Origin of the sequence: Thermococcus sp. AM4 (assembly GCF_000151205.2) — an archaeon.
Lineage (GTDB): Archaea > Methanobacteriota_B > Thermococci > Thermococcales > Thermococcaceae > Thermococcus.
This window is the reverse complement of sequence record NC_016051.1, coordinates 1,398,945-1,421,821: the sequence shown is the minus strand read 5'-3', so window position 1 is coordinate 1,421,821 and position 22,877 is coordinate 1,398,945. Positions and strand designations below refer to the sequence as shown.

Here is a 22,877-nt window from a genome sequence, read left to right as displayed (position 1 = left end):
CCGGTTCCTTTATCCAATCTGGTGAACCTTCGTGGAAAGAAAGGTGCTTGGATTGCTCCTTTTGGGAGTTCTCCTGCTGGGAACGATCGCCGCCGGCTGCCTCGGCGGGGGCGGAGGGGAGACCGCCCAGTCCACTCCGACACCTACGGGGAGTTCCTCCACCACAACCACCGCGCACGAAACCCCGTCTTCCACCACTACCACGACGACCTCTTCTGCAACTACAACGACCACTACAACTACTTCGGGCACCACCACGACGACAGCGACCACCACAACGACATCGAGCACAACCACGACTACCACAACCGCCACTACCACGACGACGCCAACGCCAGCTGTCGTGAGGATCGACTTCTCAAAGTTCAGGAAGACGGGGCAGGTTATCGGTGAGTGGCGGAGCATCTTCAAGGGACAGCCAATCTACACCGTTCCAGAGTACTTCGATCTCGTTAAGGCGTACTTCCCGGACGCCGATATCAGGAACCTCTCCGACTACAAGTGGGGAATAGCGGTTCTCCCGCCGGAGCTGGCGGTCAAGGAGCTCGAGGGCAAGAGGGTCAGGATTGAGAAGGTCGATTACTTCGGCTACGTTGCCTACAGGAACGGCTACCACTTCGTTGGTCCGGATAAGGGCGTTATAGCCGTCTTCAACTCGGGCGATGGCGCGAAGCTCATCCTCACCGGAACGAGCAGGGCCGGCGTCGGCCTCGCCCTCAGGGAGCTCTCGCGGATCAACTCCTACTCCGACGTTCCGAGCCTCTACGTTCTCCGCTCCGGCCAGTTTGAGGGCCTCGTCCTCAAGGAGATCGGCGACGTCAACTGGGACGGCATCGTGGAGAGGACTGAATTCGTCGAGGATTACCCGCTCTACTACGATGAGCCCTTCCACTACCACTGGCGCGTCGTTAGGGGTGAGAACGTAACCGTTACCGGGGGCTTCATAAGGCTCGTGAACGGCTCCACAGTTTACATAAGGGCCCTCGGCTTCAACGTCAGCGTCTCGGTCAAGCCTTCCGGGGCCAGGCTCACCTACGTGATCGAGAACATCAACCCTGCATACGTGGACTACCCGAAGTGCGCCGAGGTCGGCGAGACCTGGATAAAGCTCAACTCGACCGATGGCTTCACCCTGGGCCCGAGGAACGTCTCCAACTACACGGTCTTTGCGATAGGCGACCACAGGCCGGCCCACAGGGACGATCCGGTCCCGAAGGTCTTCCTTGAGATAATGGCCCAGGTCAACAACGGAAGCGGGGCATTCGTGATAGACGGTGGTGATCTGGTCTACTCCGGCAGGCTCAGCGAGTGGATCGACCTCATGAAGGTCTGGAAGTGGAACAAGCCCGTCTTCCTGACCCCCGGCAACCACGAGTACCAGGGTGAGGGCAAGAACATCTTCCACTACCTCTTCGGTCCCGACGAGGACTACAGCTTCGTTCTCGGCGATTACGTCTACGTTTTCATGAACGACGTTGAGAACGGCTACACCCTCAGCTCCGACCAGTGGGAAGCCCTCAAGGCCGCACTTAAACTGGCCAACGAAACCGGAAGGAGGGCCGTTATCGTCATGCACGCCCCGCCCTACGATCCGAGGCCCAGCGGTGACCACACCATGAACCGCAACTCCGCCGAAAAGCTCTTGGCCCTCATGAGGGAATACAACGCCTTTGGAATCTTCAGCCACATCCACCTCAACTGGTACGGGGAGTACGAGGGCGTTCAGATGGTCATAACGGGCGGAGCAGGGGCGCCCCTCTACGTCACGGATCCAAACGAGGGGGGCTTTTACGGCTACGCGGTTCTTTCCATGGGTCCGAACGGGAAGATCGGGGTCAAGCTCGTCAGGGTCGAGTGACGGCCAAAAAGTTTTTATTTACTTTTTTCCTTGTCCCTCCAGAACCGGGCTGTTCTAAAAATGAGGAGAGGGGTAAGAGCGATGCCAACGGTCAAAGTGGATCCAGAGGAAATAAAGAGGATCAAGAAGGAAATCGAGGCCCTTGAGAAGGAGAGAAACGAGATAAGGGCCAAGCTCGAGGAGCTTGAAAAGGAGCTCCAGAGCTGGATTCAGAAGAGGGACGAGAAGAACAGGGAGGTGCAGCAACTTCGTCAGAAGGGCAGGGAGTACAAGGAGAAGAGGGATGAAATCAACGCCCAGATAAAACAGCTCAAGAAGAACCGTGAGGAGATTAACGCCAAGCTTGACCTCCTCTACCAGGAGATACTCGAGTACCGGACCAAGAGGGACGAGTACAACCAGCTCAGAAGGCTCAACATGCCGGCCGAGAAGATCAAGGAGAGAATCGAGAAGCTCGAATGGGAGCTCCAGACCAACCCCAAGATAACCCCCGAGAGGGAGAAGCAGATCGTCGATCAGATACAGGTTCTCGCGACCGAGCTCGAGATAATCCAGCAGGCAGATCGCTTCCACAAGAAGCTCGTCGAGACGAGGAAGAAGGTCGACCAGCTCAAGAAGGCCAGGAGGGCGATAAGCCTCGAGATACAGAAGCTCGCCAACCAGAGCCAGCAGTTCCACGAGATGATGATAAAGGCCTTCACCCAGGCGGACGAGGTCAAGAAGGAGGCCGACGAGTACCACGCCAAGGTCGTCGAGCTCCGCGAGAAGGTCAGGGAGGTCAGGAGAGAACTCCGCGCCATCGAGAGGAAGATCCGCGAGTACGACGAGAAGCACAAGGAGCTCATAGCTTACAGGCTCGTTGCAAGGATGCGCGCGAGGAAGGACAGCAGCTTCGAGAAGGCCGTCGAGGCCCTTGAGAAGTTCAAGCGCGGTGAGAAGCTCACCCTCGACGAACTGTTGCTCCTCCAGCGCTACAACCTCGTGTGATGCCCATGGAAGTCATCAAGCACGAAGGGCCCGGAAGGTTAGGGTTAGTTCGTTTAGGAGACTACTCCTTCAGAACCCCCGCTTTAGCTGGGGTAGACTTCACGCTCTCCCCCTTCAACTCCTTCTTCCACCCGAATGAACTGGGTGATTACGATTTCAACCTCGCTCCGGCCATTCCGCTCGGCTTCTATACACCGGCTGAAGTCATTGAAAAGGCCCTTGGAAGGCTCTGGAGCGTTAACTATGACGGCTTCAACGCCTTTTACCTGCCCGCTTTAAGGAGAACCGAGTACCTCGAGGAGTTCTTCAAAATAATCGAACGGTACAACTTTGATGCCGTCTACCTCGGCAACTCCAAAATCCTCGTCAAGGAGTACCGCTACTTCGTTAAAATCCTCCGCGCGCTCCGTGAGAGGTTCCCCAACGTCATGATTATAGCGGATTTGGAGCCGTTCTTCTATCCGTTAGCGGTTTACCTCGGCGTTGATGCCTTCGACACGCGCTCGCTCAAGCTCTACGACTTCGAGGGCAAGGGCTTCACCCAGTACAGCCCGTTCCTCTGGGGCAAAGAACCGAACTCCCTCGACTTCGCGAGAGAGACGATACTCCTCGTGAGGAAGGCCCTTGAGAGCGGTAAGCTCCGCTACCTCATGGAGAACCTGTTCTACACCCAGTATCACGCGGGAATTCTCCGCATAGCGGATTTGGAGCACGCCGATTACCTCGAGAAGTACACGCCGATTCAGAAGGAGACGGTCTATTTCATCAGCGACGCCTCCATCAGGAGGCCTGAAGTTAAGCGCTGGCACTCCCGCGTCCTCGAGCGCTTCACTCCTCCAAGGAACACCGAGCTGGTCCTTCTCTTCCCATGCTCGGCCAAGAAGCCCTACTCCTTCTCCCGCTCGCACACCCTCTACAGGCGCGCCGTGAAGGAAGCTTTAGGCTCAGGAACGGCCAGGGTTCACGAGTTAATCCTCACTTCCCCCTTCGGTGTCGTTCCGAGGGAGTGGGAGTGGCTGGCTAAGTATGACATAGTCGTCACCGGCCACTGGAGCGAGGAGGAGATTAGACCAGCGGCTGAGCTACTCGCGAAGACCCTCGAGAAGTACCCGAAGGACGTTCCGATAGTAGCGCACCTCGACGAGGCCTACGTCGAGATAGCGAAGCTCGCGGGTGAACTCTCTGGCCGGGAGATAATCTTCACCCGTGTCGAGGGTGGAACGATGAGCAAAGAAAGCCTGAAGTCCCTCACCGAGACCCTGAGGGAGTTCCACCTTGAGGGGACGAAAGAGGACAGAACCTACCGCTACTTCGAGAACATAAGGAAGGTCTTCGACTTCTACTTCGGAGTTGGAGCAGGAGAGGCCGTCCTTCCCGATAACGGCCACGTCAAGGGCTCAAAGATGCTCCGCCTCTTCGTTGAGAACCAGCAGACGGGAACCTTCAGGGAGGGCGTCATAAGCGTCACGCCCTTCGGAATGCAGAGGATTTACGACTCGCTCAAAGCTTACTGGGTGAAGATTGACTTCGACCTGCGCGGCGACGTCTTCGCGGCCGGCGTGAACGAGGCCGACGAGAGGATTCGCCCGGACGACATAGTCGGCGTTGTTAGGGACGAGAAGGTAGTCGGCGTCGGCAAAGCCGTTCTCGCTGGAGAGGAAATGATTAGGGCGAAGAAGGGCATCGCCGTTAAGGTGAGGAAGCGGGCATAACCTCCTCAAGTCTTTTCAAGGGAGAGTAGAAGCCCTTTTCAATCATTTTCTCCAGTAACTCATTGCCTTCTTTCAACGTCAGAATGCCTTTCTTGACTCCAAGCACGAGAACTCCTATCGTTCCCGACACTTTGACCCCGAGCAGTCTCGCCTTCTTTCGCGCGTCGTAGTCATCGCTGAGCAAAATTAACCCCCTGTGTTTTGCGATGGCTATGCAAGATGATTCTCCCTTTCCCAGCTTCGCGCGAAGGAGTCTGTACAATCTTTCTTCCTCGGGAGTTAGCTCCGTAATGGGTATGGGGATTTCAACTGGGGGATACCTGCCTCTATTAACTCCCACCATAAATTCCTCAACAACCTGAGGGGTTGTTAGCGCCGTTTCACCGAGAATTTTTCCGAGAACGTCCATTGAATTCGTCTTTGCAAAGTTGGACAACACCGTTGTGTCCACTACAAACACGCTATGACCTCCACCTCTGAGAGAACGTCTTCTCTGTCGGGAGTTCTGATGGGGATTCCCCGTTTTTTAAATTCTTCTATAAGCTCCTCTCTCGTTACCCCGAGGGCCTCCGCGGCTTTTCCGAGGCTTATGATTTCATCAAGATACGCTGAGATTACTATCTCCTTTAAAAGGTCGGGGTCCTTCTTTATAAGGCGGAGGGCTTTCTCTGGCATCAACTCCGCCACTTTTTCAAACTCTTTAACAATCCATAGGTCCTCCATCCTCCCACCGATTTAGTTTGACATCGAGGATAACTTAAGCCTTGCGCAAGAGCTAAAAGTCCCTGGTTGAATCTACGTCCATGCCCAAGTACTTCCGCAAAGGCGTCAAGAGGGAGCACCACTTCCTCAAGGGGCTGGAGAGACCGCTCGAAGAGATAGCCTCGATTCCAGGCGTCAAGAAGGTAATCCCGGGCAGGATTTACGCGAGCGATTCCAGGGGATTTGAGATTAAGGTGACGCGGGAAACGCAGACCGGCCTTAAGCTCGTCGCCAAGAGCGATGGGAGCGTTCAGGAGGTTTTTCTGGTCGTTGACAAGGCCGACAGGGGGAGAGTTTGGAGGGAGATAGAGGGGATTTTCAGCGAGAGAAAGGATTAAATCATCTCCGAGCAAATAACTTCGATGGCCATGAGAAATGAGGCACGTCTCCTATGGGAGCAAGCGCTGGAAGACCTTAAAACGGCTGAAGCACTCATTGATGTGAAGAGATACTACGCGAGCGTGTTCTTTTCCCAGCAGGCCGCTGAGAAGGCCCTGAAGGCCCTCTATATTGAGGTCAAGAGGGAGTTTCCTCCCAAAACTCACAGTCTGCTGAGGCTTTCCAAGGAGCTCGGCATCGAAGACGAGGACATCATCGACGCGGTCCTTGACCTGAATCCGGAGTACATAGTCACGAGGTATCCCGACGCCGCGAACGAGGTTCCGGCGAGGATATACAACAGGAGAATGGCGGTCGAGCACCTTGAAAAAGCTAAGAGGGTGATCGAGTTTTGCAGGGAAAAGCTTGGGCTCTGAGAATTGCCGAGGTTATAAAGCGGCGCTACCCCGATGCTAGGGTGGTTTTCTTTGGCTCCCGGATAAGGGGGGACTACCTTAAGGACAGTGACTACGACATCATCGTGGTCTCCAAGGCCTTCAGGGGAAAGCACTTCACCAGAAGGTCGAGCGAGGTTTTGAGGATCCTCTGGGATGCCGGGATCGTGGGAGATTTTGAGATCCTCTGCTACACTCCGGAGGAGTTTGAGAGAAAAAAGAAAAACCTCGGTATCGTCAGGGAGGCCCTGAGGGAGGGCGTGGTTCTTTAGAGCTTTTCTGCTCTTGAGGAGCCCTATATTTTACCCTCCGGGAGGAGGGAAATGGCCGAGCCGTGTTTTAGAGATTATATCCGGAGGGCTGATATCGGAGATTGCTTGGTTGGACGATTCATAGGCGCTGCCATCCTCCTAGATAAAGTTTGTGGCTAATTAAGCAAGCTCCCGCTTTCCCTCGAAGAACTCAATTAGCTCCTCATCGCTTATTTCCTCGTCCTCCTCAGTGAAGCCCAGGTTTCTCTTCTGGAGCTCAATGAGGCCCGGCGTGAGCAAAAGCTTTCCTTCCAGCTTCGGAATCGCGTAGTGGAGCGTTATCTCGCTGAACTCGTCGAGCCTTATCGTCGGGTTCTCCTCGTACTCAATCTCCTCCAGCCTCCTGCCATCCGCGATTAGCCTAGCCACTATGCTTGCTCCGTCAATCGAGAACTGGGGTTTTCCGATGTGCCTGACCTTAACGCCTTCCATCTTCGACGTTATGAACTCCTTGGTCCTTCCCCTCGGAACGGCATCGCCGAGGATTCCGCCGACGACTATTATCGTATCCTCCTCGATATCTTCCGGCTTCAGCTCTTCCTCCGCCTGAAGGTCGAGGACTATGATTTTCGAGCGGTCAAAGGGGAACTTCGTGACGCTTTCACCTATGACGCTCCCGAGCTTCGCGAGTTTTTCCCTCTCCTCCGGCAGGACGTTGGTGAAAATCAGCCTATCCTTCCACCACTCGCTCACGTGCTTGTACTCCAGCCACAGCCAGTCGCTTATCTCCTCGAGGTGCTCTATGACGAGGTACGGCATGCTCTCTCACCGCCCGGCTTTGGGTTCAACTTTTTAAAAGCTCTTCCCAAGTTAGGCCATGTCGTTCAGGGAGAAGTATTCTCGCATTGCCCGGCACTACGAGACCCTTGAGAAACCCCTCGACAGGTTCTTCTGCCCCCTGCGCGAGAGGGCGGTTTCCTTTGTCAGGGGAAAGACCCTTGAGGTCGGCGTTGGCGTTGGAAAGACGCTCAGGTATTACCCGAAGGACGTTGAGCTCTGCGCCGTCGATGCCGTTCCCGAGGCCCTTGAAATCGCCCGGGAAAAAGCCAGAAAGCTTAACCTGAACGCCTGTTTCGAGGTTGCCGACGTTGAGGAACTTCCTTTCCCGGATAACAGTTTTGACACCGTTCTGAGCTCCTTCGTCTTCTGCACCGTCCCGAATCCCGAGAAAGGAATGATGGAAGTCCTCCGCGTCCTGAAGCCCGGAGGAAGGGCGGTTTTCCTCGAGCACACGAAGAGCGACTCGATTTTGCTCAACTACCTCTTTCTCCTCCCCCTGAAGTTGCCATTGAGGTTGCTTCTCGATGACGACCCTCTCAGGGAGACACATAAGCTCGTTCGTAACTACTTTGAAATCGAGCGCGAGGAGCGCTATTACCGCGGAATCGTCCGTTTAATCGTCGCGCGGAAGCCTCGGTAAAGCCGGTCTCATCACGGCTCAGGGCAGGGAGTTATCGTCATCGGCGCGAAGACTTTTAAGTCAGGCCTTTTAACCCCTTCCATGTTCGCGCTCATAGCGAGGGCAAGGAAGGACGCGAAGGCTCTAAGCTACATAAACGAGAGGAACTACGGGGGCTTCCTGAGGGTTGAGAGCCTTGGCGGAGGGAGAACCAAGGAGGAAGTCCTTGAGAACCTTGAGAGAGTCCTTGAGGGGCCCTACATCCCGGTTCTCCTCCTCGGCGAGAAAGAGAAAGACCTCATGGAGGAGCTTTTGCCGGTTCTGAGGGAGTACGGAAAGCCCTTCTACGCGAGGGTTCTGAGGACGAAGCGCGTTAGGAACATGCGCGTTGACGAGCTCTACGCCCACATCGAGGAGATAAAGGCCCGCTTTCGCCTCGGCATCGAGTGGAATGGCACTTACGCCCTCAACCCCGAGAACCCCTTCGGCCTCGAAATTAACCCGGACTACGACATCTACCTCGCCCTTGGCGACGGCTTCAGAAGGGCCATGCGCTCGCTCCTCGACGTCGAGCTCGGCGAGAACTCGCTCGTCCTGAGGAAGACTATGAACCAGGAGGTCTATTACTCCGGCCAGAACAAGGTGGCCGAGGTTAGCAAGAAGCTCGGCTTTCCGACCGAGGTCCTCTGGAAGTGCCCCTGCACCGAGGACGTCTCACTCGACTCGCTCATCTCCGCCAACAGGGAATACATAGAGGCCTTTGCCAGCGCATCGAAGGCTTTTCTCAGGGCTTTTGAGGACTACGACATCGTCGTTCCATGGAGCGGGGGGAAGGACTCAACGGCCACACTTATTTTAGCGAAGGACGTTTTCGACGAGGTTACGGCGGTCTACGTCAGGATGGAGTACGAGATGCCCGGGACGGACGAATACGTTGAGAAACTTGCGAAAAGGCTCGGCGTTGAACTCGTCCGCGTCGACGTTCCGATGCCCATTGAGAAATACGGCATGCCGACTCACCAGAACCGCTGGTGCACGAGGAAGAAGGTCGAAGCCCTCTACTCGGTCGTTTCGGAGTTTGAAAAGCCGGTTCTCCTCGTCGGGGACAGGGACGGGGAGAGCGCAAGGAGACGGCTTAAGCCACCGGTGGTTGAGAGGAAAACGGACTTCGGGACGTTCATCGAGATCATGCCGATTAAGTTCTGGAGCGGCTTCATGGTTCAGCTCTTCGTCCTCATGAGGGGCTTTAAACTGCACCCGCTCTACTACGAGGGTTTTTACAGGCTCGGCTGCACCATCTGTCCCAGCCTCGCCGATTGGGAGGTAAAATTGCTCAAAAGGAGGGGAGTTGGAGAGCTCCCCTCATCTTCTCCTCCTGAGCAGGGGTAGAAGGGCGAAGAGCGCTATTATTCCAGGTCCACAGACGGAGGTTATTCCGACGCCGGTGCTTGGGGTCGTGCTGGTTGCTTTCGTTCCGGTGGTAGTTGAGGTGGTCGGGGGCACGGTTTCGGTTCCCAGGGGGTTGGTCCACGTAACGTTGCCCGGGTTCATCTTCAGCAGGAAGACGCCGGCGCTTTCCCTCGCGTACTGGTAGAATATCATTGCGTTCTGGATGTCTTCTATGCCGTTGCCCTTTTCATAGCTCTCGGCGAACTCATAGTAGGCCATAGCTAGGAGGGGTTTTATTCCCTTCATCTGGGCCAGCCCGATGGCCGTTCTGGCGGCCTCTTTCATCTGCTCCAGCTTGTCCCTCAGTACAGTGACGTTGTCTATGCCCAGGGTGTCAAGGAACACCTCGCCCCTCACCCTGGCCTCCATCGCCGTGAATATCGCCGCCGAGTATTTTCCGTCGTCGTAGTACTCCTCCGCCTTCTGAATCGTGTCACTGAGCGAGCTGCCGACGACGTTTCCGTACATGGATTCAATGTAAGTCGCTATCAGGCTGGACTCGTCGATGTAGTTTCTGGCGGTGTCCTTGAGCTCTTCCCTCTGGATCACCCTTCCCTTGGCGAAGCGCTCCCCCAGGGATGCCCAGAAGCGAGCGGTGTCGGCCCTCTCGTAGGCGTAGGCCGCGTTTCCGACGGCGTCCCAGTAGTCACCGTTGTAGAAGTCCTTCCATGCATCTTGGAGTATGTCCTTGGCCTGCTCGACTCTCTCCTCTGCCGCCGCTATCGCTTGGAGCATCGTCATGCCCCTTATCTCCATTCCCGAGACGTACCTTTCGGTCCCGTTGATGTACGCGTTCACGCGGCTCAGGAGGTCCGATACGTCCTGGACGCTCTGAACGTTCATGTACCAGTCGACGTGCCTTATGACGATCCTCGCCTGGAAGTCCTTGCTTAAAGCCGTATAGTACATTCCCTCGTCCAGGGCCTCTTTCGAGGAGTTCAGTATGCCCTTTGCCTGATCGAGGGCCTCCTTCAGGGTTACGTAGGTTTCGTAATCGACGTTGCTCTTCTTGAGCTTCTCGAGAACGCTCTCGTAGTAGTTGGTAGTGTTGGCGTAGTCCTTCTCGGCGTCGTTCTTGAGGAAGGAGGTGTCTATTCTGATGTTGGGCGGCACCTGGGGCTTGGGCAGCCTGTGGCCGGTGAAGTAGTAGACGGCGTCGTAGATGTCGCTTACCTCCTTGACCTCAAGGCCCCAGCGCTCCTTGGCGTACTGGGCAACGTCAACCTTTTTCGTTGTCGTTGTGATCTGGATTATCCCTCCGATGTTCCTCTGCTGGTTCTCCTGGACTATCTGTATCCTCTGGCCCTCTGGAATGAGGAACAGCTTTGCTCCAACGGACGCGGCCGCCGCGGCCTTCTCGAGGATTCCGCCGACGGGCCCTATCGTTCCATCCGGGTTTATCATCCCGGTCATCATCACGTCGTCCCTGACCTTCCAGCCTTCGAGGGCCGCTATTATTCCAACTGTCATTGTTCCACCCGCTGAGGGGCCGCCTATGATCGGTGAGTCCGCCCTGACCTGGATGAAGACGTCGTACTTGCTCATGTCCTTGCCCGTCACCTCGCCGGCTATCTGGGTGGCCAGCCTCGCGCTCGCCTGCATGTCAACCTCCGCCAGGGGCCACGTCTCAAGGTACACGTGTCCGCTGCCAGGGGCGACGGTTATGACGAACTTGGTGGCGACTCCAACGAGCCTGCCGTCAGGGGTTCTTGAGACCGCTGGCGCCTTGAGAACAACGGTGTGTCCCTCACAGGGGCACTGGGCCGATGCCGTCGGCAGTATCGAGAAGAAGAGCAACAGTACTGCCGCTAGGGCGTACGTTTTTTTCATTACCCACCACCGATCTGGATCTTGATAGACTGGTTAAATGGATTTCGGTTCACCAAATTTTTTAGAAACCCTTAAATCGGCCTCGCCTTTTCTGGAATCTGGATGATGCCCATGGAGGTGCTCAACCGCATAATCTCCCGGAAGTTCAAGTACATCGCGGAAGATCGCTACGAGCAGATAGCCAAGCGCTACCGTGAGTTCCTTCTCCTCCCGGAGGAGCTCGTCCTTCCCGAGGTCAAGTCCATCCTGTTCCCCGTGGACAGGTTCTCCCTGAAGGTTCCCGGGGAGCTCTTCGAGGCCCTTAGGGCGTACGCCGGGGCAACGGTTCACCTGCTCTACATCTCCGAGGAGAGGACGCTCCGCCTCATAGAGCAGACCCTCGGCAAGGAGGAAGCGGAGAAGCTAAGGGAGGAGAAGGTTCGCTTCGCCGGCGAAACGCTCCGCAGCCTTGCGCCACAACTTGAGGAGCTGAGCCTCTCCGTCGAGACCGACCACATAATCGGGAGCAAGAGCGACGACGTCATAGAGCTCATGTCCACCGGAAGGTTCGACCTGCTGGTGATCTCCCGCTGCTTCGGCTCCGAGCCGAGCAAAACCTCTCCCATGAGTCCGATAGTCTTTAAAATCATCCAGCACATCGATGAGCCCGTCATCGTCTACTGAGCGGAGGTGTCGTAATGGATCCAGCGCTTATAATAGCGGTTGCAGTGTTCCTCTTTACCTACGCCCTCATAATAAGTGAGAAGGTCCACAGGACAGTCGCGGCCCTCTTCGGTGCGGCCATAATCCTGCTCTTCCGCGTTCTGCCTTGGGATAAGCTCCCCGTTTACCTCGATCTGGACACCCTCTTCCTGCTCATCGGAATGATGATAGTTGTGAACACCGCGAAGGAGAGCGGTCTCTTTGAGTACATAGCCATAAAAACTGCCAAACTGGCAAGGGGAAGCCCCATGCGGGTCCTTCTGCTCTTTTCCGTGGTTACCGCACTGGTCAGTTCCATCCTCGACAACGTTACAACGGTGCTCCTGCTTACCCCAATGCTCATCTACATAACCCGCCTCATGAAAGTAGATCCCGTTCCGTTTCTCCTCTCCGAGGTCTTTGCCTCGAACATCGGCGGAACAGCAACTCTGATCGGCGATCCCCCGAACATAATGATAGGCTCGGCCGCAAAGCTGAGCTTCAACGAGTTCCTCCTCAACATGGGCCCTATAGCCTTCCTCGATCTGCTGATCACTATAGCCATAATCTACCTCGCCTACCGCAGTGAGATCCACGTCAGCCCTTCCCGCAGGCAAAAGCTCCTTTCGATAATAGAGGGGCTCAGCGAGGAGGAGGCCATCAAGGATCCGGTCCTCTTCAGAAAATCCGTTGTGGTGATCCTGTCGGTCGTGGCGCTCTTCTTCGTTCACGACAAGCTCGGCATAGAGCCGGCAGTGGTGGCCCTGAGCGGTGCCGCGTTCCTGCTCATGTGGAGCGGCCAGGAACCGGACAGGATCCTGGAGAAGGTCGAGTGGACGGCGATCTTTTTCTTCATTGGCCTGTTTATCATAGTCGGCTCGCTGGTGGAGACGGGCGTTATAGACGACGTCGCCGAGTGGCTGATGGGCTACGTTCACGGCACTGGCGAGGCCATTTTTGTTATCACGTGGTTCTCGGCCATCTCCTCCGCCATCGTCGACAACATTCCCCTGACGGCGACGATGATACCGCTCATCAAGGCTATGGGCTCGTCCCTCAACTCCTATCCCCTCTGGTGGGCCCTCTCGCTGGGTGCCTGTCTCGGCGGTAACGGCACCGCCATCGGGGCGAGCGCCAACGTCGTGGTAATCGGTATCGCCGGGAAGGAGGGGATAAGGATAACCTTCGTTGACTTCCTCAAGGTTGGCCTGATCGTGATGTTCGCCACCGTTGGTTTCGGATCTCTGCTGCTCTGGCTCCGGTACGTGGGGGTATGAATATGAGCGTAAAGGTGCTCGTGCTCATAGACGGCTCCAAGTGGAGCCAAAAGGCCGCGCTTCACGCGATAGCGATAGCCAAGAAGAGGGGGGGCAAGGTCATACTCTTCTCGGTTCTCGACAGGAGGGAAGCGAGGGCGATGGCCTTCAACCTCAGCATGTTCAGCGACAGACTTGAGAAGGTCGAACACTTCGAGGAGGAGATATGGAAGGAGATGAAGAAGGGAATAAGGACGATCATGACGGGTCTTATGGAGCTCTGTCACGAGGAAGGTGTTAACTGCTCCTTCAGGATCGTGGAGGGCTCGGCCAAGGAGACCATACTCCGCGAGGCGAACTCTGGTAACTACTCCCTCGTCGTCATGGGCGCCTACGGAAGGAGCGGAAAGACGAGGATAGGGTCACTGCTCGAGGAAGTCGTGGGAATGATAGCCGTTCCGACCATGATCGTCCGCTAAACCAGCCTCAGCTCCGTCACCACCCTCGGCGAGTAAAAGCTTCCCCTCCTCTCCGCCTCTTTTCCAACCCTTGAAACCTTCCCGAGGGCTTCAAACACGTTGCCCGAGATCATGTTCCCGCTGAAGGGCCTTACTTCGCCGTTCTTCACCACGTAGCCGAGCTCAACGGTGAGCGAGAAGTCCCCCGTCACGGGGTTGGCGGTGTGCTCTCCGAAGACCTTTGAGACCACGACGCCGCTCCAGTCCCCGAGGTTCTCCCCGCCTTCTTCAACCAGAACGTTGCCCGTCCCGATCCTCGGAACCGATCTGAAGTCCCTGACCGCGTTCCCCGTGCTCTCAAGGCCGAGCAGTCTTCCGTAGGTGTGGTCGAGGATGAACGACCTCAGCTCACCCCTCGAAATTAACTCTTTCCGCCTTCCGGGAACTCCCTCTCCGTCGAAGGAATAGCTCCCCGGGGAGAATTCGAGCGTGGAATCGTCGATTATGGAGATGTTCTCGGAGAGCACTTTCTTTCCTAGATCTCCTATCGAGAAGCGGGAGCGGGAGTAGTAAACGCTGTCCCCGTAGAGGTTCTCGAGGAAGAGGTAAACCAGGGCCTCAACAACCTGCGGCTCCAGAAGAACCTCTCCCGTGAAGCCCCCGATCTTCTCCGCCCTCTGGCTTGAATCGGCCTCCCTCATAGCCTTCCTTATGAGCTCCTCGCCCTCCTTCACTCCCTCCAGCGTCGTGTAGCTCTGCGAGGCGTAGCCGCTCCCGCTCCTGCCGTTCTTCTTTACCGCGTAGGCCCACATCGCCAGGCCTGTTCTCGGCTCTTCTCCCTCAACCCCGTTGGAGTTAGCTATTCCCGCTCTCGACGTGCCGAAGCTCACCGCACCGGCCAATGTGTACTCTTCCTTGTTTCCCTTAAGTTCTCTCATCTTCTCCACGAACTCCCCGGCGAGGGCGCGGGCCCCGTCGAAATCCAGCGCATCTATGGCCCCGTCGTAGAGACCCTCAACCCGGGGGAATTTTCCCCTGGCAGGAAACCCCTTGAATGGTCTCGATCCAATCCGGGCGAGCTTTTCGGCCCGTTTAACGAGCCCGAGGAGGCTCTCCTCATCGTGTTCAAGGCCGGTTAAGTAGGAAAAGCCGACCTTCCCGTTAAGGCCCACCCTCAGCCCTATTCCCGAGTAGAACTTCCACTGGGCCCTCTCGATTCTCTCCCTCTCGATCCTGAAGGAGACGCCCTTTCCCTCCTCCCAGTATATCTCCCACTCCACGTTCCTCCTCTCGAGTATTCCCGCGAGCCTTTCAACTGCCTCCATTCCTATCACCTTCCCCCCACGAGGGCCTCGGTGAGCACGTGGGGACCGCCGTCATCTACGGGAACCCACTGCCCCTTTCCGCAGTAGCCCGGGAACTGTATCCTGACGTCCCTTCCGATGGCCTTTATGCTCCTCAGGACCTCCAGCAGGTTACCGGACAGCGAGACGTCGCGAAGATGAACTTTCAGCTCTCCGTTTTCAACGATGTAGCCTTCTTTCGCCCCGAAGGTGAAGGTTCCGGTGGCAACGTCAACTTCTCCTCCCTTGTCTCCAATCATGTAGAGGCCGTGCCTTACCTCCTCGAAGATCTCCTCCGGCTCCCAGGTTCCGGCCTCGACGTAGGTGTTGGACATCCTGACGAGGGGCTGATGGGCGTAGCTCTGGGCCCTGCCGTGACCGTTCGGCACGAGGCCTAAGAGGGCCGACGTTTCCCTGTCGTTCAGGTACTCGTTCAGAACCCCGTTTTTGATTATCTCGACCCTCTTTCCCGGGAGCCCTTCGTCGTCGTAGGCGTACGAGCCGAACTTGCCAGGCAAGGTGGGATCGTCCACGACGTTGAGCTCTTCCACGCCTATCCTCTCCCCCAGCCGTCCGGAGAAGATGCTCTCCCCGTTCTTCACGGCGTCGGCCTCGGCGGCGTGACCAACTGCCTCGTGGATGAAGACGCCCGTTAGCTCCGGATCCATTATCACGTCGAACTTTCCGGAGGGAGGGGCCTTTGCCCTTAGCAGCTCGCGGGCCTTTCTCGAAACGAAGTCCGCCCACCTCTCAAGCTCGATCCTCTCAATGAGCTCCCATCCCCCGGTTCCCCCGAAGCTCTTCCAGTACTCGCCCGTTTTTCCTGCCTCGAATGCAGTCGCCGCAATCCTCAGCCGGACCCTTGAGCTCACGGTCCTTATCTCACTGCCCAGCGAGTTCAGGTAGAGCGTCTCGATGACGGATTCGCCGTAGCTTGAGATCCTGTTCTTCACGCCCTCTCCCTTCAGGAGTTCCGCAGCTCTCTTCGTGAGCTCAAGCTTCTCGGAGATGTCAACCTCATCTAGCCTCTTCTCCCCGAGGTTCGAGACGCTGTCCCTGATCGGGTCTCCGAGGTAAATCGCTTCCGGTCCTTTTGACAGTCCTGCCATCTTCATCGCGGTTTTTATGACCTCTTCCGCCTTCGAGAGGTCGTTGGCGGAGGAAAAGCCCCACCCCCTCCTGAATGCCCTGACCCCGATTCCAACCTCAACGTTGTTCGAGAGCTCGTCCACCTGGTCGTTCTGGATCAGAACCGATGCCGTCTTCACCCGTGAGATCCTTATCTCGAAGTACTCCACGTCCAGTTTGCCGGCGGTTCGCTCGGCGATTTTGAGCAGGTTCTCTTCCATATTCCCACCTCAATCCGATCGGCCGCACGGCTTATAAACGCAACCTTAATAAGTTTGAAGTTCGTCTTCTCTATGGGTGATCCGGGTGAGGGAGCTGGAGTCCTTCTTCTCGGGGCTTAAATTCGGCGAGACCGTGCTCGTGGAGTATTCCTCGAACTCGTATCCCGAGCTGTTCCTCAAGCTCCTCCACGACTACGCTTCATCGAAGGGCCTTCACGTCCTCGTTGATGACATCCTTGATACCTACCCGACCCTCGCGAGGTCTCTCGAAGTGCTCGGCCTATCAACGGACGAGACGATAGTGATAAAGATCGGTGGCGGCAAGCTCGAGGCGGGCACGATAATAAGCAGGATGGAAGTTGATAAGTACTCCATACCCTTCGGCCATTACGTGAACTCGGTTAACAAGTTCCGCGAGGCCAACGGCCGCTACTTCAACCCCGTCGTTGGGGTGCACAAGATGGCGATGCTCTTCTCCGAGAGGGAAATGCTGTCGCTGCTCACGACGATCTCTTACTTCGTTGGGGACGACAGGAGAGTTTCCTTCTACCTCATAAACGAGGACGCGATCGAGAGCAGCAAGCCTGTTTTCCTGCCCCTGTTCGAGGAGATCGCCACCACGGTTACCGAGTGGTATCTGGACGGCGGTGAGCTCGTCCTCGTCGTTCACAAGGCCGCCAATCCCGAGCTCCTCGGAAAGGAGTACAGGGTCAAGGTTTCCCAGTTCTTTGAGTGAATTTCACAGTTTTCCTTGTTCCCTTGTGTTCGCTTGGGGTTTTCTGGCTGATCAAACTTTCCAAGTTTTGTACACTACTAAAAGTGGTAATTAAAATTTAGATAGAAAAAAGTTTTAAATACTTTTTCCTGTGTTTATATCTGGTGGGTGCAAATCCTACAAGCTCTCGGTCAAATACCGCGTTAGGGTTGACTACTACGTCTATGGTGGGGCGGTTATGATCGACCGGGTCAAGTTCAACGACGGCAGCGAGAGTAAGGTTCTCAGCGTGGGCACCATCGCCTACACCGGCCCGGGGAGCGTTGAGAGCCCGGAGTTCATCGCTCCCGTTGGAAACTCCCTTCAGGCTTCGGTTTCCGGAATAGTCAAGATTCGCTACCGCTCGGTGACCAGTCCCGGTGGGGACACCCCCAACTCCAAGCCCGGCGATCCCGTTAAGACCGCCTCGGTTCAGGCCTACACCCCCGCGGATTACTCCACTCCCACGGCACCGGTTCTCGTGATGGAGAGCTACCACGGGACTATTGACTTGACATCAAAGATTGATCCTGGAAAAGTTGATCTTAAGATACAGGCTCTCAAAATATCAGAAGGAAAAGTTAAGTATGTTGCAAGGATCTCAAACTCCAACTCCGTCCCGATTAGGGGTACATTAACCTTTTACTTTACTATACTGGATGGCGATCACCTTCCTAGACAAGTCGTTAATCACACGAGAGTCGTCATTATGCCAAATTCTCAAATCTCAGTTGATCTCGGCACAGTTGAATACCTTGGCTCGGGCACGTACGGATTCACAGGAATTCTGGATTTTGGGGGGTTTGAAAAGGAGTATGGCGGAGAAGTAACTGTATTGATCCCCGTTGATGGAGGGGAACTAAAAATAAGTAAAGTCGAGGTTGGGCCGGTTCCCATCTTTGAGAGTGATTCAGTGGAATTCAACGTAACGGTTGTTAATTCGTACAGATCCACTAAGGATATAAGCCTGAAGTTGATCGTCGATGGCAAATATGGCAGTGAACTGGCATATTGGGTAAATGGGACTGTTGAATCCCATTCAATGAAGACTTTTACCCTTTACTGGGACGGTTTGGAAGGTAGTTATACATATCGTATTGAACTTTACTCATATGGGGGATACGTTGATTCTAAGGTGGGAGAACTTTTGGTTCTCCCATATAGCGCCAGGGATAAGCTTAAGGTTTTGGGAAGGTTGGAGCTCTCCCCCAGTACCGCGTACATTGGAAAAACAGAGAAGGTAGCTGTAAAAATCAAGCTTTGGGACACAAGACCAAAGTCAATTGGCATTTGGGAAGGTCACGATGTAGAGATAGTTGATGAGCGTGGCGTTGTTTGGTGGCCTTACAAGGGGAGAGCTTTTGAAGGGCCTAGAGATGTGAAGACGGGCGAGGGCTACATGTACACTGATGGGATACTTAGACTCCACTACGGCTTCAACGCCACCCTCAGCACACTTCTCCCGGTTGTTAACCACAATGTAACGTTCTACTTGGAAGTGGACGGGCATAAGGTGGCGGCCTCCAAGCTGACGGTGATAGACGACAACCCGGTGAGGGCAGTGATGAAGTGCGACCCTGCGGTTGTTCCCTTGGGCAGGTCAACCCGGTGTACTGTTCACTTCGAGCTTGGAAATGCTGATACAGTTACACTAAACTTGAAAGAGATTGATTTTGGAGGGAGGAGAGTGTGGCCCGATGGGCCCAGTAGTGTTGGGGTTGAAGCTCAGAGAATTACGCTAAGCCCAACCAACATGCGGGAGACTTTTACAATAACCCTCACAATAAACGACACACTAGCGAACTACTACTTTGATCATTGGGGGTATACTCATAAACTGTTAGAAAACCCTTCTTACCTTGTAGAAGTGCATTTAACAAACCTAAGTTACCCTGTATCCGATGTTATTACACTTACAGAGAAAAAAGAAGACTGGTTGGATAGATTACCCAGCTTATTCGCAGACTTTATAGGAGGCGCAATAGTTGCATTTGCTACAGCTTCGAATCCCCTCTCACTACCATTTGTAGCAATATTTATTGCTGGAGTAGCAACAACGGAATACGTGGTAAAACCACTAGGCACATTCCTCTGGGACTTATGGGGAGAGTATTACGGGGAATAAAGGATCCTGGGGCAGGAGAAAATGATAATAACTCTATAGCTGGAGGGTAATGACATGGGAGTAAGCATGCGTGTTTCCCTTCCCCTTATCTTCCCTGGGCTTTTAGTTATCTCTACGTTTCAGATAATAGTGGCGGTCTCGGGCAACGAAGATGGGATAGTCGCTGGAGCACTGTTTTCGACGGTAATTCTACCCTTCCTCTTTGCTGGCTATTACCTGGCAAGGGATGAGGAAGAAATTAAATGGGTGCACTATGTGCTGCCAATTTTTGGGTTTTATCCATTCGTGTACGCTGTTAGGAACCCCCTATCTTGGATTTTGGCGGGTTTAATCATTTTGATTCCAGTGCTCATGGCGAGGTATTACGGGTTTAAGGATAATCAGGCCAATTCTATCGTTTTAGCCCTTTCACTGTTGGCGTGTCTCGGCATATCAAATAAGAGCCTCATAGTGATAGGGCTAATACTCCTGTCTTTAGCATTCTACACCTTCAGAGAAAGGCTGGAACTTCAGTATATAGCGTCGTATGTAATCTTATGGGTGTTTGTAAATCAAACCCACAAGATAGACTATCTCGTGCTCAGCATGGGATTCATCTTCGGATTTGCCGTGTTTGTAATGATTCACTATGCCACCAAGAGGGACTCGACAATACAACAAAAGGGAAACAATAGGTTTAGGAGGACTTAACAGTGACTATTACAATTAATGACAAACTGGCTGATTATTACTTTGGTGAAAGACCTTGGGATCCGATTGACAGATGGGTCTTCAAAGGGAGCTCTAAGAACAGGTTTGAGGGCTATTCCTACCTAATCAAGGTAAAGTTCAGCAACGGGATAGCTGTTAGTGATGTGTTCACAGTAAAGGAACAAACAAGACTTGAGAAGATAGTTGAAGCCGGAAAGAACGCAACTAAGATAACCGAGGGTCAGAGTGTTGGCTTTGCCGTCCGGCTGAGGAACGATAGTCCAAAGGCTGTAAACGGAACCCTTTCATTCTTCGCGGCCGTTCCCGAGGAGAACTCCGAGCGGCTGGTCCTCCTAAACAGGAAAACGGTTACCCTAAACCCCGATGAGAACGTCGTTATTCAGGTCGGGAACGTCACCTATCTTAAAGCCGGCACCTACGAGTACTTTGCTACGTTCTCCTTCAAGGGGATGGAAGTGAAGGACAGCGGTTCGGTTGAGGTGACGAGGCTGGTCCTCCAGAAGAATCTGGCCATCAAGGGCCTTCAGATCTTCCCGGCGAATCCCGAGGAACATGACGACGTGGTCATCATAGTTTATCCCTATTACGTTTACAGTTTTGTGCCGGACTCCGTTGCCAAAAACACTGTATTCAGGAACAACTTTGGTCCGGATGCCCTCGTACCTGTTTCTGTGAACTCGGAGCAGGAGGATCTTGAGCTCTCAGTCGTTGTTAGGGACGTTAAAACTTCATCCTTGGTTTTCGGGAATTCCGTTAAGTTGGACTCCGGGAACATTAAGAACATTGACCCGTTCTATGTTTTCCGCTGGAGGAACGCTAAGGCGGGAGATTACGAGGTTACCGTTGGGCTGATCAGGGGCACTGAGGTACTCGACAAGAAGACGGTGTATCTTCACATCAGTGAAGGCGATGATTACACCGGCCGCTTCCTCACTGGAGGATCCCAGGCCAACCACCTGACTGTTACGCAGGGTACCTTCCTGAACATCACTCTTGCGGCGGATTACTATGGGAAACTCAAGAACGAGTACGTTCCCATAACGGTTAGATACACGTATCAGTCCCCTAGAGGGATATTTTATAGTGGAGTCTGGGTTTTCAATAGGAACGGTATTAAGTTCAATGACCTTCCATTGGTCTGGGTTGGAAATCAGTATGCTTTTGAGTTCAGAGATTGGTTTGGACTTCACTTTAATGATCCGGGCATGTATTACCTTTACTTTGATGTCAATAATAAAAATAGAGACGTCCTTACCGTGAACACTACCCCCGGTGGCCCAGTCTGGGCGTGGATGGAATGCAACAGTCAGGACAATGGAATAGTCTATGTCGGCGAGACTGGAAATCATCTCTATTGTACTGTCTATGTAAAAAACGATGGGCCCGTTGACGTTCCCGTCAGGCTCACCAAGGTTATGCTTGGAGGCTACGAGATCTGGGGCGAGGATAGACACTATGATGCAGTGGATATTGACTATGTCGACGGTGGTCTCACTGGAATGACTGTGAAGAGACAGTCTATGGGTCACATTTCGGTGCACGTTGATCTAAGTAAGCTGTCAGAGGAGATATATGGTAGGGTTGACTACAAGTACCTGTTCTATGATGACGAAGGAAAACCGCTGGAATACATGGTCAGCGTTGGACTCCAGCTTGGCAATAAGACTCAGAACGTGGGACAGGTTGTCACAATGATACCAGTAGGTATAAAGAAAGACAGTCTTGACTATCTTTCAATTGGGCTATCGGTTATTGGTGGGATAATCACCGTTATCAGCTTTGTACTTGTTCTCTCTTTTGGACTGGAAGCTATTGGGGTAATTGTTCTGGGACTTGGAATTGCTATTGACGAATATAGAACCTTTTCAGCCCCGCCCAGAATTTGCTCACTGTACGAAGGTGATAACAACCTGATCTGTGGGGGGTGATCCAGATGCTCGGGATAGGGGTAGTCTCTGTTTTCCTTTTTTTCATGCTTGATGTTTATCTTATCGGAAAGGCCATTGAAGTGCGTCCTGTTAAGGGGGCTGTTAGTGGAAAGGATGTGGAAGCCATTGTTCGCTATGTGGTTGTTTTACCTTGGGAGGTGGTGGGATTATGTTGGATAGTACTGCCAGTTGAGTCCGAAAATGTTACATGGGTTTCCCCTGCAGTTGCACTTATATTTGTTCTGTTTTTGGTGGCGGGACTAATATGGCTGTCAATCAGACTGACTTGTGAGGCTCCAAAGTTTTTCTGGGATCTTGAGGGAATAATCAAGGGCACCGCCTTAGGAAGTGCAGTTGGTCTCCTACTTCTAGTCGGACTAATCGGGGGTGGCTTATCTTTCTTGGACGTGCTAGTTGTACTAATCCCTATTGGAATTTACCTCTGGGCTTCTCTCCGCATAGTTCGTACGCTGAAGCTCTCGTTCAAGGCGAGCGGAATTAACGGTCCCGAGGATTTGAAGAATTACGTCGTTGGAGATCCTCTATGTAGGTGGTGGTTAGAGCGGAGAAGCCAACCCGATGGAAAATTGGGCGGTGATGCAGATAGATAATTTTGGAGACTTTGCAGGGGGCAAGGTATACGACAGTAGTGAGGGCGGCAATTTGGTAGTTCCGGCTCCGGATGTCTTGTCTCTAAACCCCGGCTCTTCGGGAACTTTTACCTTTACAATACCGATTAAAGATGAGCTCCAGAAGAAAGTGCCCGTGGACTTGAGTGACATGAATTTCGGAAGACCAGTAGCTATCAAAGTCTATATAAATCAGAAAAGAGAGCCAGTAATGCATGTGATAGAGATGAACCCAATGGATCTTGGTGATTTTTCATTGCCTGAAAAAGAAATTGCAGTTGGTATTGGAAGCGGAATAGCAGGAGCTTTAACCTACTTCGCATCAAATGAGGAAGCTACACTAGCGGGGGCTCTTACAGCCGCTGGAATAGAGGCTTTGAGCGCATATGTTTCCCTAGGAATTATTATTGGATTTTTGATTTATTTAGCCTATGAAGGGACTAAACCGATACCTCCGAGTGATTCTGGAGACAATAATTTAATAGTAGGTGATGAGTCATGAAACTTAAGGTCCCTAAAATCCTTCTTAGATGGCTTATTATTCTTTATATTTTTGTATGGT

Annotated in this window: 23 protein-coding genes; 17 read left to right on the top strand and 6 right to left on the bottom strand. The window is 53.7% G+C overall.

Features of this window, described 5'->3' with window-relative positions; all coding sequences use genetic code 11:
• Positions 1 to 31 precede the first annotated feature (31 nt).
• The 3 genes from TAM4_RS07810 to arcS all read left to right on the top strand — a co-directional run bounded on the left by TAM4_RS07810 (position 32) and on the right by arcS (position 4,557).
• The gene (locus TAM4_RS07810) at positions 32 to 1,858 is read left to right on the top strand and encodes a metallophosphoesterase (RefSeq protein ID WP_014122695.1); all 1,827 of its coding nucleotides are present in this window, start codon (positions 32 to 34) and stop codon (positions 1,856 to 1,858) included.
• Positions 1,859 to 1,939: 81 nt separating this feature from the next.
• Entirely contained in the window at positions 1,940 to 2,845 is a 906-nt protein-coding gene (locus TAM4_RS07805; RefSeq protein WP_014122694.1) for a coiled-coil protein, read from the top strand.
• Between the two features lie 5 nt (positions 2,846 to 2,850).
• Positions 2,851 to 4,557: an archaeosine synthase subunit alpha gene (gene arcS / locus TAM4_RS07800; RefSeq protein WP_014122693.1), complete on the top strand. Its 1,707-nt coding sequence runs from the start codon at positions 2,851 to 2,853 to the stop codon at positions 4,555 to 4,557.
• Here arcS and TAM4_RS07795 read toward each other — a convergent pair.
• Together TAM4_RS07795 and TAM4_RS07790 are read right to left on the bottom strand one after the other, a co-directional pair.
• Positions 4,535 to 5,017 (bottom strand): DUF3368 domain-containing protein, encoded by a 483-nt coding sequence (locus tag TAM4_RS07795; RefSeq protein WP_048150360.1) that lies wholly within the window; start codon positions 5,015 to 5,017, stop codon positions 4,535 to 4,537. The genes arcS and TAM4_RS07795 overlap by 23 nt on opposite strands.
• Entirely contained in the window at positions 5,008 to 5,280 is a 273-nt protein-coding gene (locus TAM4_RS07790) for a UPF0175 family protein (RefSeq protein ID WP_014122691.1), read from the bottom strand. The genes TAM4_RS07795 and TAM4_RS07790 overlap by 10 nt, the downstream gene beginning before the upstream one ends.
• 80 nt (positions 5,281 to 5,360) lie before the next feature.
• Here TAM4_RS07790 and TAM4_RS07785 point away from each other — a divergent pair, with 80 nt between their 5' ends.
• Genes TAM4_RS07785 through TAM4_RS07775 form a run of 3 tightly spaced genes read left to right on the top strand, consistent with a single transcriptional unit; the run spans position 5,361 to position 6,364 of the window.
• Positions 5,361 to 5,657, top strand: a complete 297-nt coding sequence (locus TAM4_RS07785; RefSeq protein ID WP_014122690.1) for a DUF2103 domain-containing protein — start codon at positions 5,361 to 5,363, stop codon at positions 5,655 to 5,657.
• Between the two features lie 30 nt (positions 5,658 to 5,687).
• A complete protein-coding gene (locus tag TAM4_RS07780) occupies positions 5,688 to 6,074 on the top strand; it encodes a HEPN domain-containing protein (protein ID WP_048150979.1) in 387 nt (128 codons plus the stop codon).
• Positions 6,050 to 6,364, top strand: a complete 315-nt coding sequence (locus TAM4_RS07775; RefSeq protein ID WP_014122688.1) for a nucleotidyltransferase domain-containing protein — start codon at positions 6,050 to 6,052, stop codon at positions 6,362 to 6,364. The genes TAM4_RS07780 and TAM4_RS07775 overlap by 25 nt, the downstream gene beginning before the upstream one ends.
• 159 nt (positions 6,365 to 6,523) lie before the next feature.
• Here the strand turns inward: TAM4_RS07775 and TAM4_RS07770 are convergent, their stop codons facing one another.
• The gene (locus TAM4_RS07770; RefSeq protein ID WP_014122687.1) at positions 6,524 to 7,162 is read right to left on the bottom strand and encodes a hypothetical protein; all 639 of its coding nucleotides are present in this window, start codon (positions 7,160 to 7,162) and stop codon (positions 6,524 to 6,526) included.
• 58 nt (positions 7,163 to 7,220) lie between these two features.
• On the opposite strand from TAM4_RS07770, the gene TAM4_RS07765 reads away from it, so the two are divergent.
• Positions 7,221 to 7,823: a class I SAM-dependent methyltransferase gene (locus tag TAM4_RS07765; protein ID WP_014122686.1), complete on the top strand. Its 603-nt coding sequence runs from the start codon at positions 7,221 to 7,223 to the stop codon at positions 7,821 to 7,823.
• A gap of 81 nt (positions 7,824 to 7,904) precedes the next feature.
• On the top strand, positions 7,905 to 9,191 hold the full coding sequence (locus tag TAM4_RS07760; protein ID WP_014122685.1) for a phosphoadenosine phosphosulfate reductase family protein: 1,287 nt from the start codon (positions 7,905 to 7,907) through the stop codon (positions 9,189 to 9,191).
• Here TAM4_RS07760 and TAM4_RS07755 read toward each other — a convergent pair.
• Complete coding sequence (locus TAM4_RS07755) at positions 9,165 to 11,081, bottom strand: S16 family serine protease (RefSeq protein ID WP_014122684.1); 1,917 nt, start codon at positions 11,079 to 11,081, stop codon at positions 9,165 to 9,167. The two genes, TAM4_RS07760 and TAM4_RS07755, sit on opposite strands and share 27 nt — an antisense overlap.
• 105 nt (positions 11,082 to 11,186) lie before the next feature.
• Between TAM4_RS07755 and TAM4_RS07750 the strand changes: the two genes are divergently transcribed.
• Genes TAM4_RS07750 through TAM4_RS07740 form a run of 3 tightly spaced genes read left to right on the top strand, consistent with a single transcriptional unit; the run spans position 11,187 to position 13,497 of the window.
• A complete protein-coding gene (locus tag TAM4_RS07750; RefSeq protein WP_237702071.1) occupies positions 11,187 to 11,744 on the top strand; it encodes a universal stress protein in 558 nt (185 codons plus the stop codon).
• A gap of 14 nt (positions 11,745 to 11,758) precedes the next feature.
• Positions 11,759 to 13,039 (top strand): SLC13 family permease, encoded by a 1,281-nt coding sequence (locus TAM4_RS07745; RefSeq protein ID WP_014122682.1) that lies wholly within the window; start codon positions 11,759 to 11,761, stop codon positions 13,037 to 13,039.
• Positions 13,040 to 13,041: 2 nt separating this feature from the next.
• On the top strand, positions 13,042 to 13,497 hold the full coding sequence (locus TAM4_RS07740; RefSeq protein ID WP_014122681.1) for a universal stress protein: 456 nt from the start codon (positions 13,042 to 13,044) through the stop codon (positions 13,495 to 13,497).
• Here TAM4_RS07740 and TAM4_RS07735 read toward each other — a convergent pair.
• Together TAM4_RS07735 and TAM4_RS07730 are read right to left on the bottom strand one after the other, a co-directional pair.
• Positions 13,494 to 14,801 carry a TldD/PmbA family protein gene (locus TAM4_RS07735; protein ID WP_014122680.1) on the bottom strand — a complete coding sequence of 436 codons (1,308 nt, stop codon included), beginning with the start codon at positions 14,799 to 14,801 and terminating at the stop codon, positions 13,494 to 13,496. The genes TAM4_RS07740 and TAM4_RS07735 overlap by 4 nt on opposite strands.
• A gap of 5 nt (positions 14,802 to 14,806) precedes the next feature.
• A complete protein-coding gene (locus TAM4_RS07730) occupies positions 14,807 to 16,168 on the bottom strand; it encodes a TldD/PmbA family protein (protein ID WP_014122679.1) in 1,362 nt (453 codons plus the stop codon).
• A gap of 85 nt (positions 16,169 to 16,253) precedes the next feature.
• Here TAM4_RS07730 and TAM4_RS07725 point away from each other — a divergent pair, with 85 nt between their 5' ends.
• From TAM4_RS07725 to TAM4_RS07700, 6 genes are all read left to right on the top strand, one after another.
• Entirely contained in the window at positions 16,254 to 16,904 is a 651-nt protein-coding gene (locus TAM4_RS07725; protein ID WP_014122678.1) for a DUF257 family protein, read from the top strand.
• 217 nt (positions 16,905 to 17,121) lie between these two features.
• Entirely contained in the window at positions 17,122 to 19,047 is a 1,926-nt protein-coding gene (locus tag TAM4_RS07720; RefSeq protein WP_014122677.1) for a hypothetical protein, read from the top strand.
• A gap of 54 nt (positions 19,048 to 19,101) precedes the next feature.
• Positions 19,102 to 19,737, top strand: coding sequence for a hypothetical protein (locus TAM4_RS07715; RefSeq protein ID WP_014122676.1), 636 nt, complete (start codon positions 19,102 to 19,104; stop codon positions 19,735 to 19,737).
• Between the two features lie 2 nt (positions 19,738 to 19,739).
• Positions 19,740 to 21,686, top strand: a complete 1,947-nt coding sequence (locus tag TAM4_RS07710; protein WP_014122675.1) for a hypothetical protein — start codon at positions 19,740 to 19,742, stop codon at positions 21,684 to 21,686.
• A 5-nt stretch (positions 21,687 to 21,691) separates the two neighbouring features.
• Positions 21,692 to 22,297 (top strand): hypothetical protein, encoded by a 606-nt coding sequence (locus tag TAM4_RS07705; protein WP_014122674.1) that lies wholly within the window; start codon positions 21,692 to 21,694, stop codon positions 22,295 to 22,297.
• Complete coding sequence (locus TAM4_RS07700) at positions 22,284 to 22,817, top strand: hypothetical protein (protein ID WP_148258655.1); 534 nt, start codon at positions 22,284 to 22,286, stop codon at positions 22,815 to 22,817. The genes TAM4_RS07705 and TAM4_RS07700 overlap by 14 nt, the downstream gene beginning before the upstream one ends.
• Positions 22,818 to 22,877: the final 60 nt, after the last annotated feature.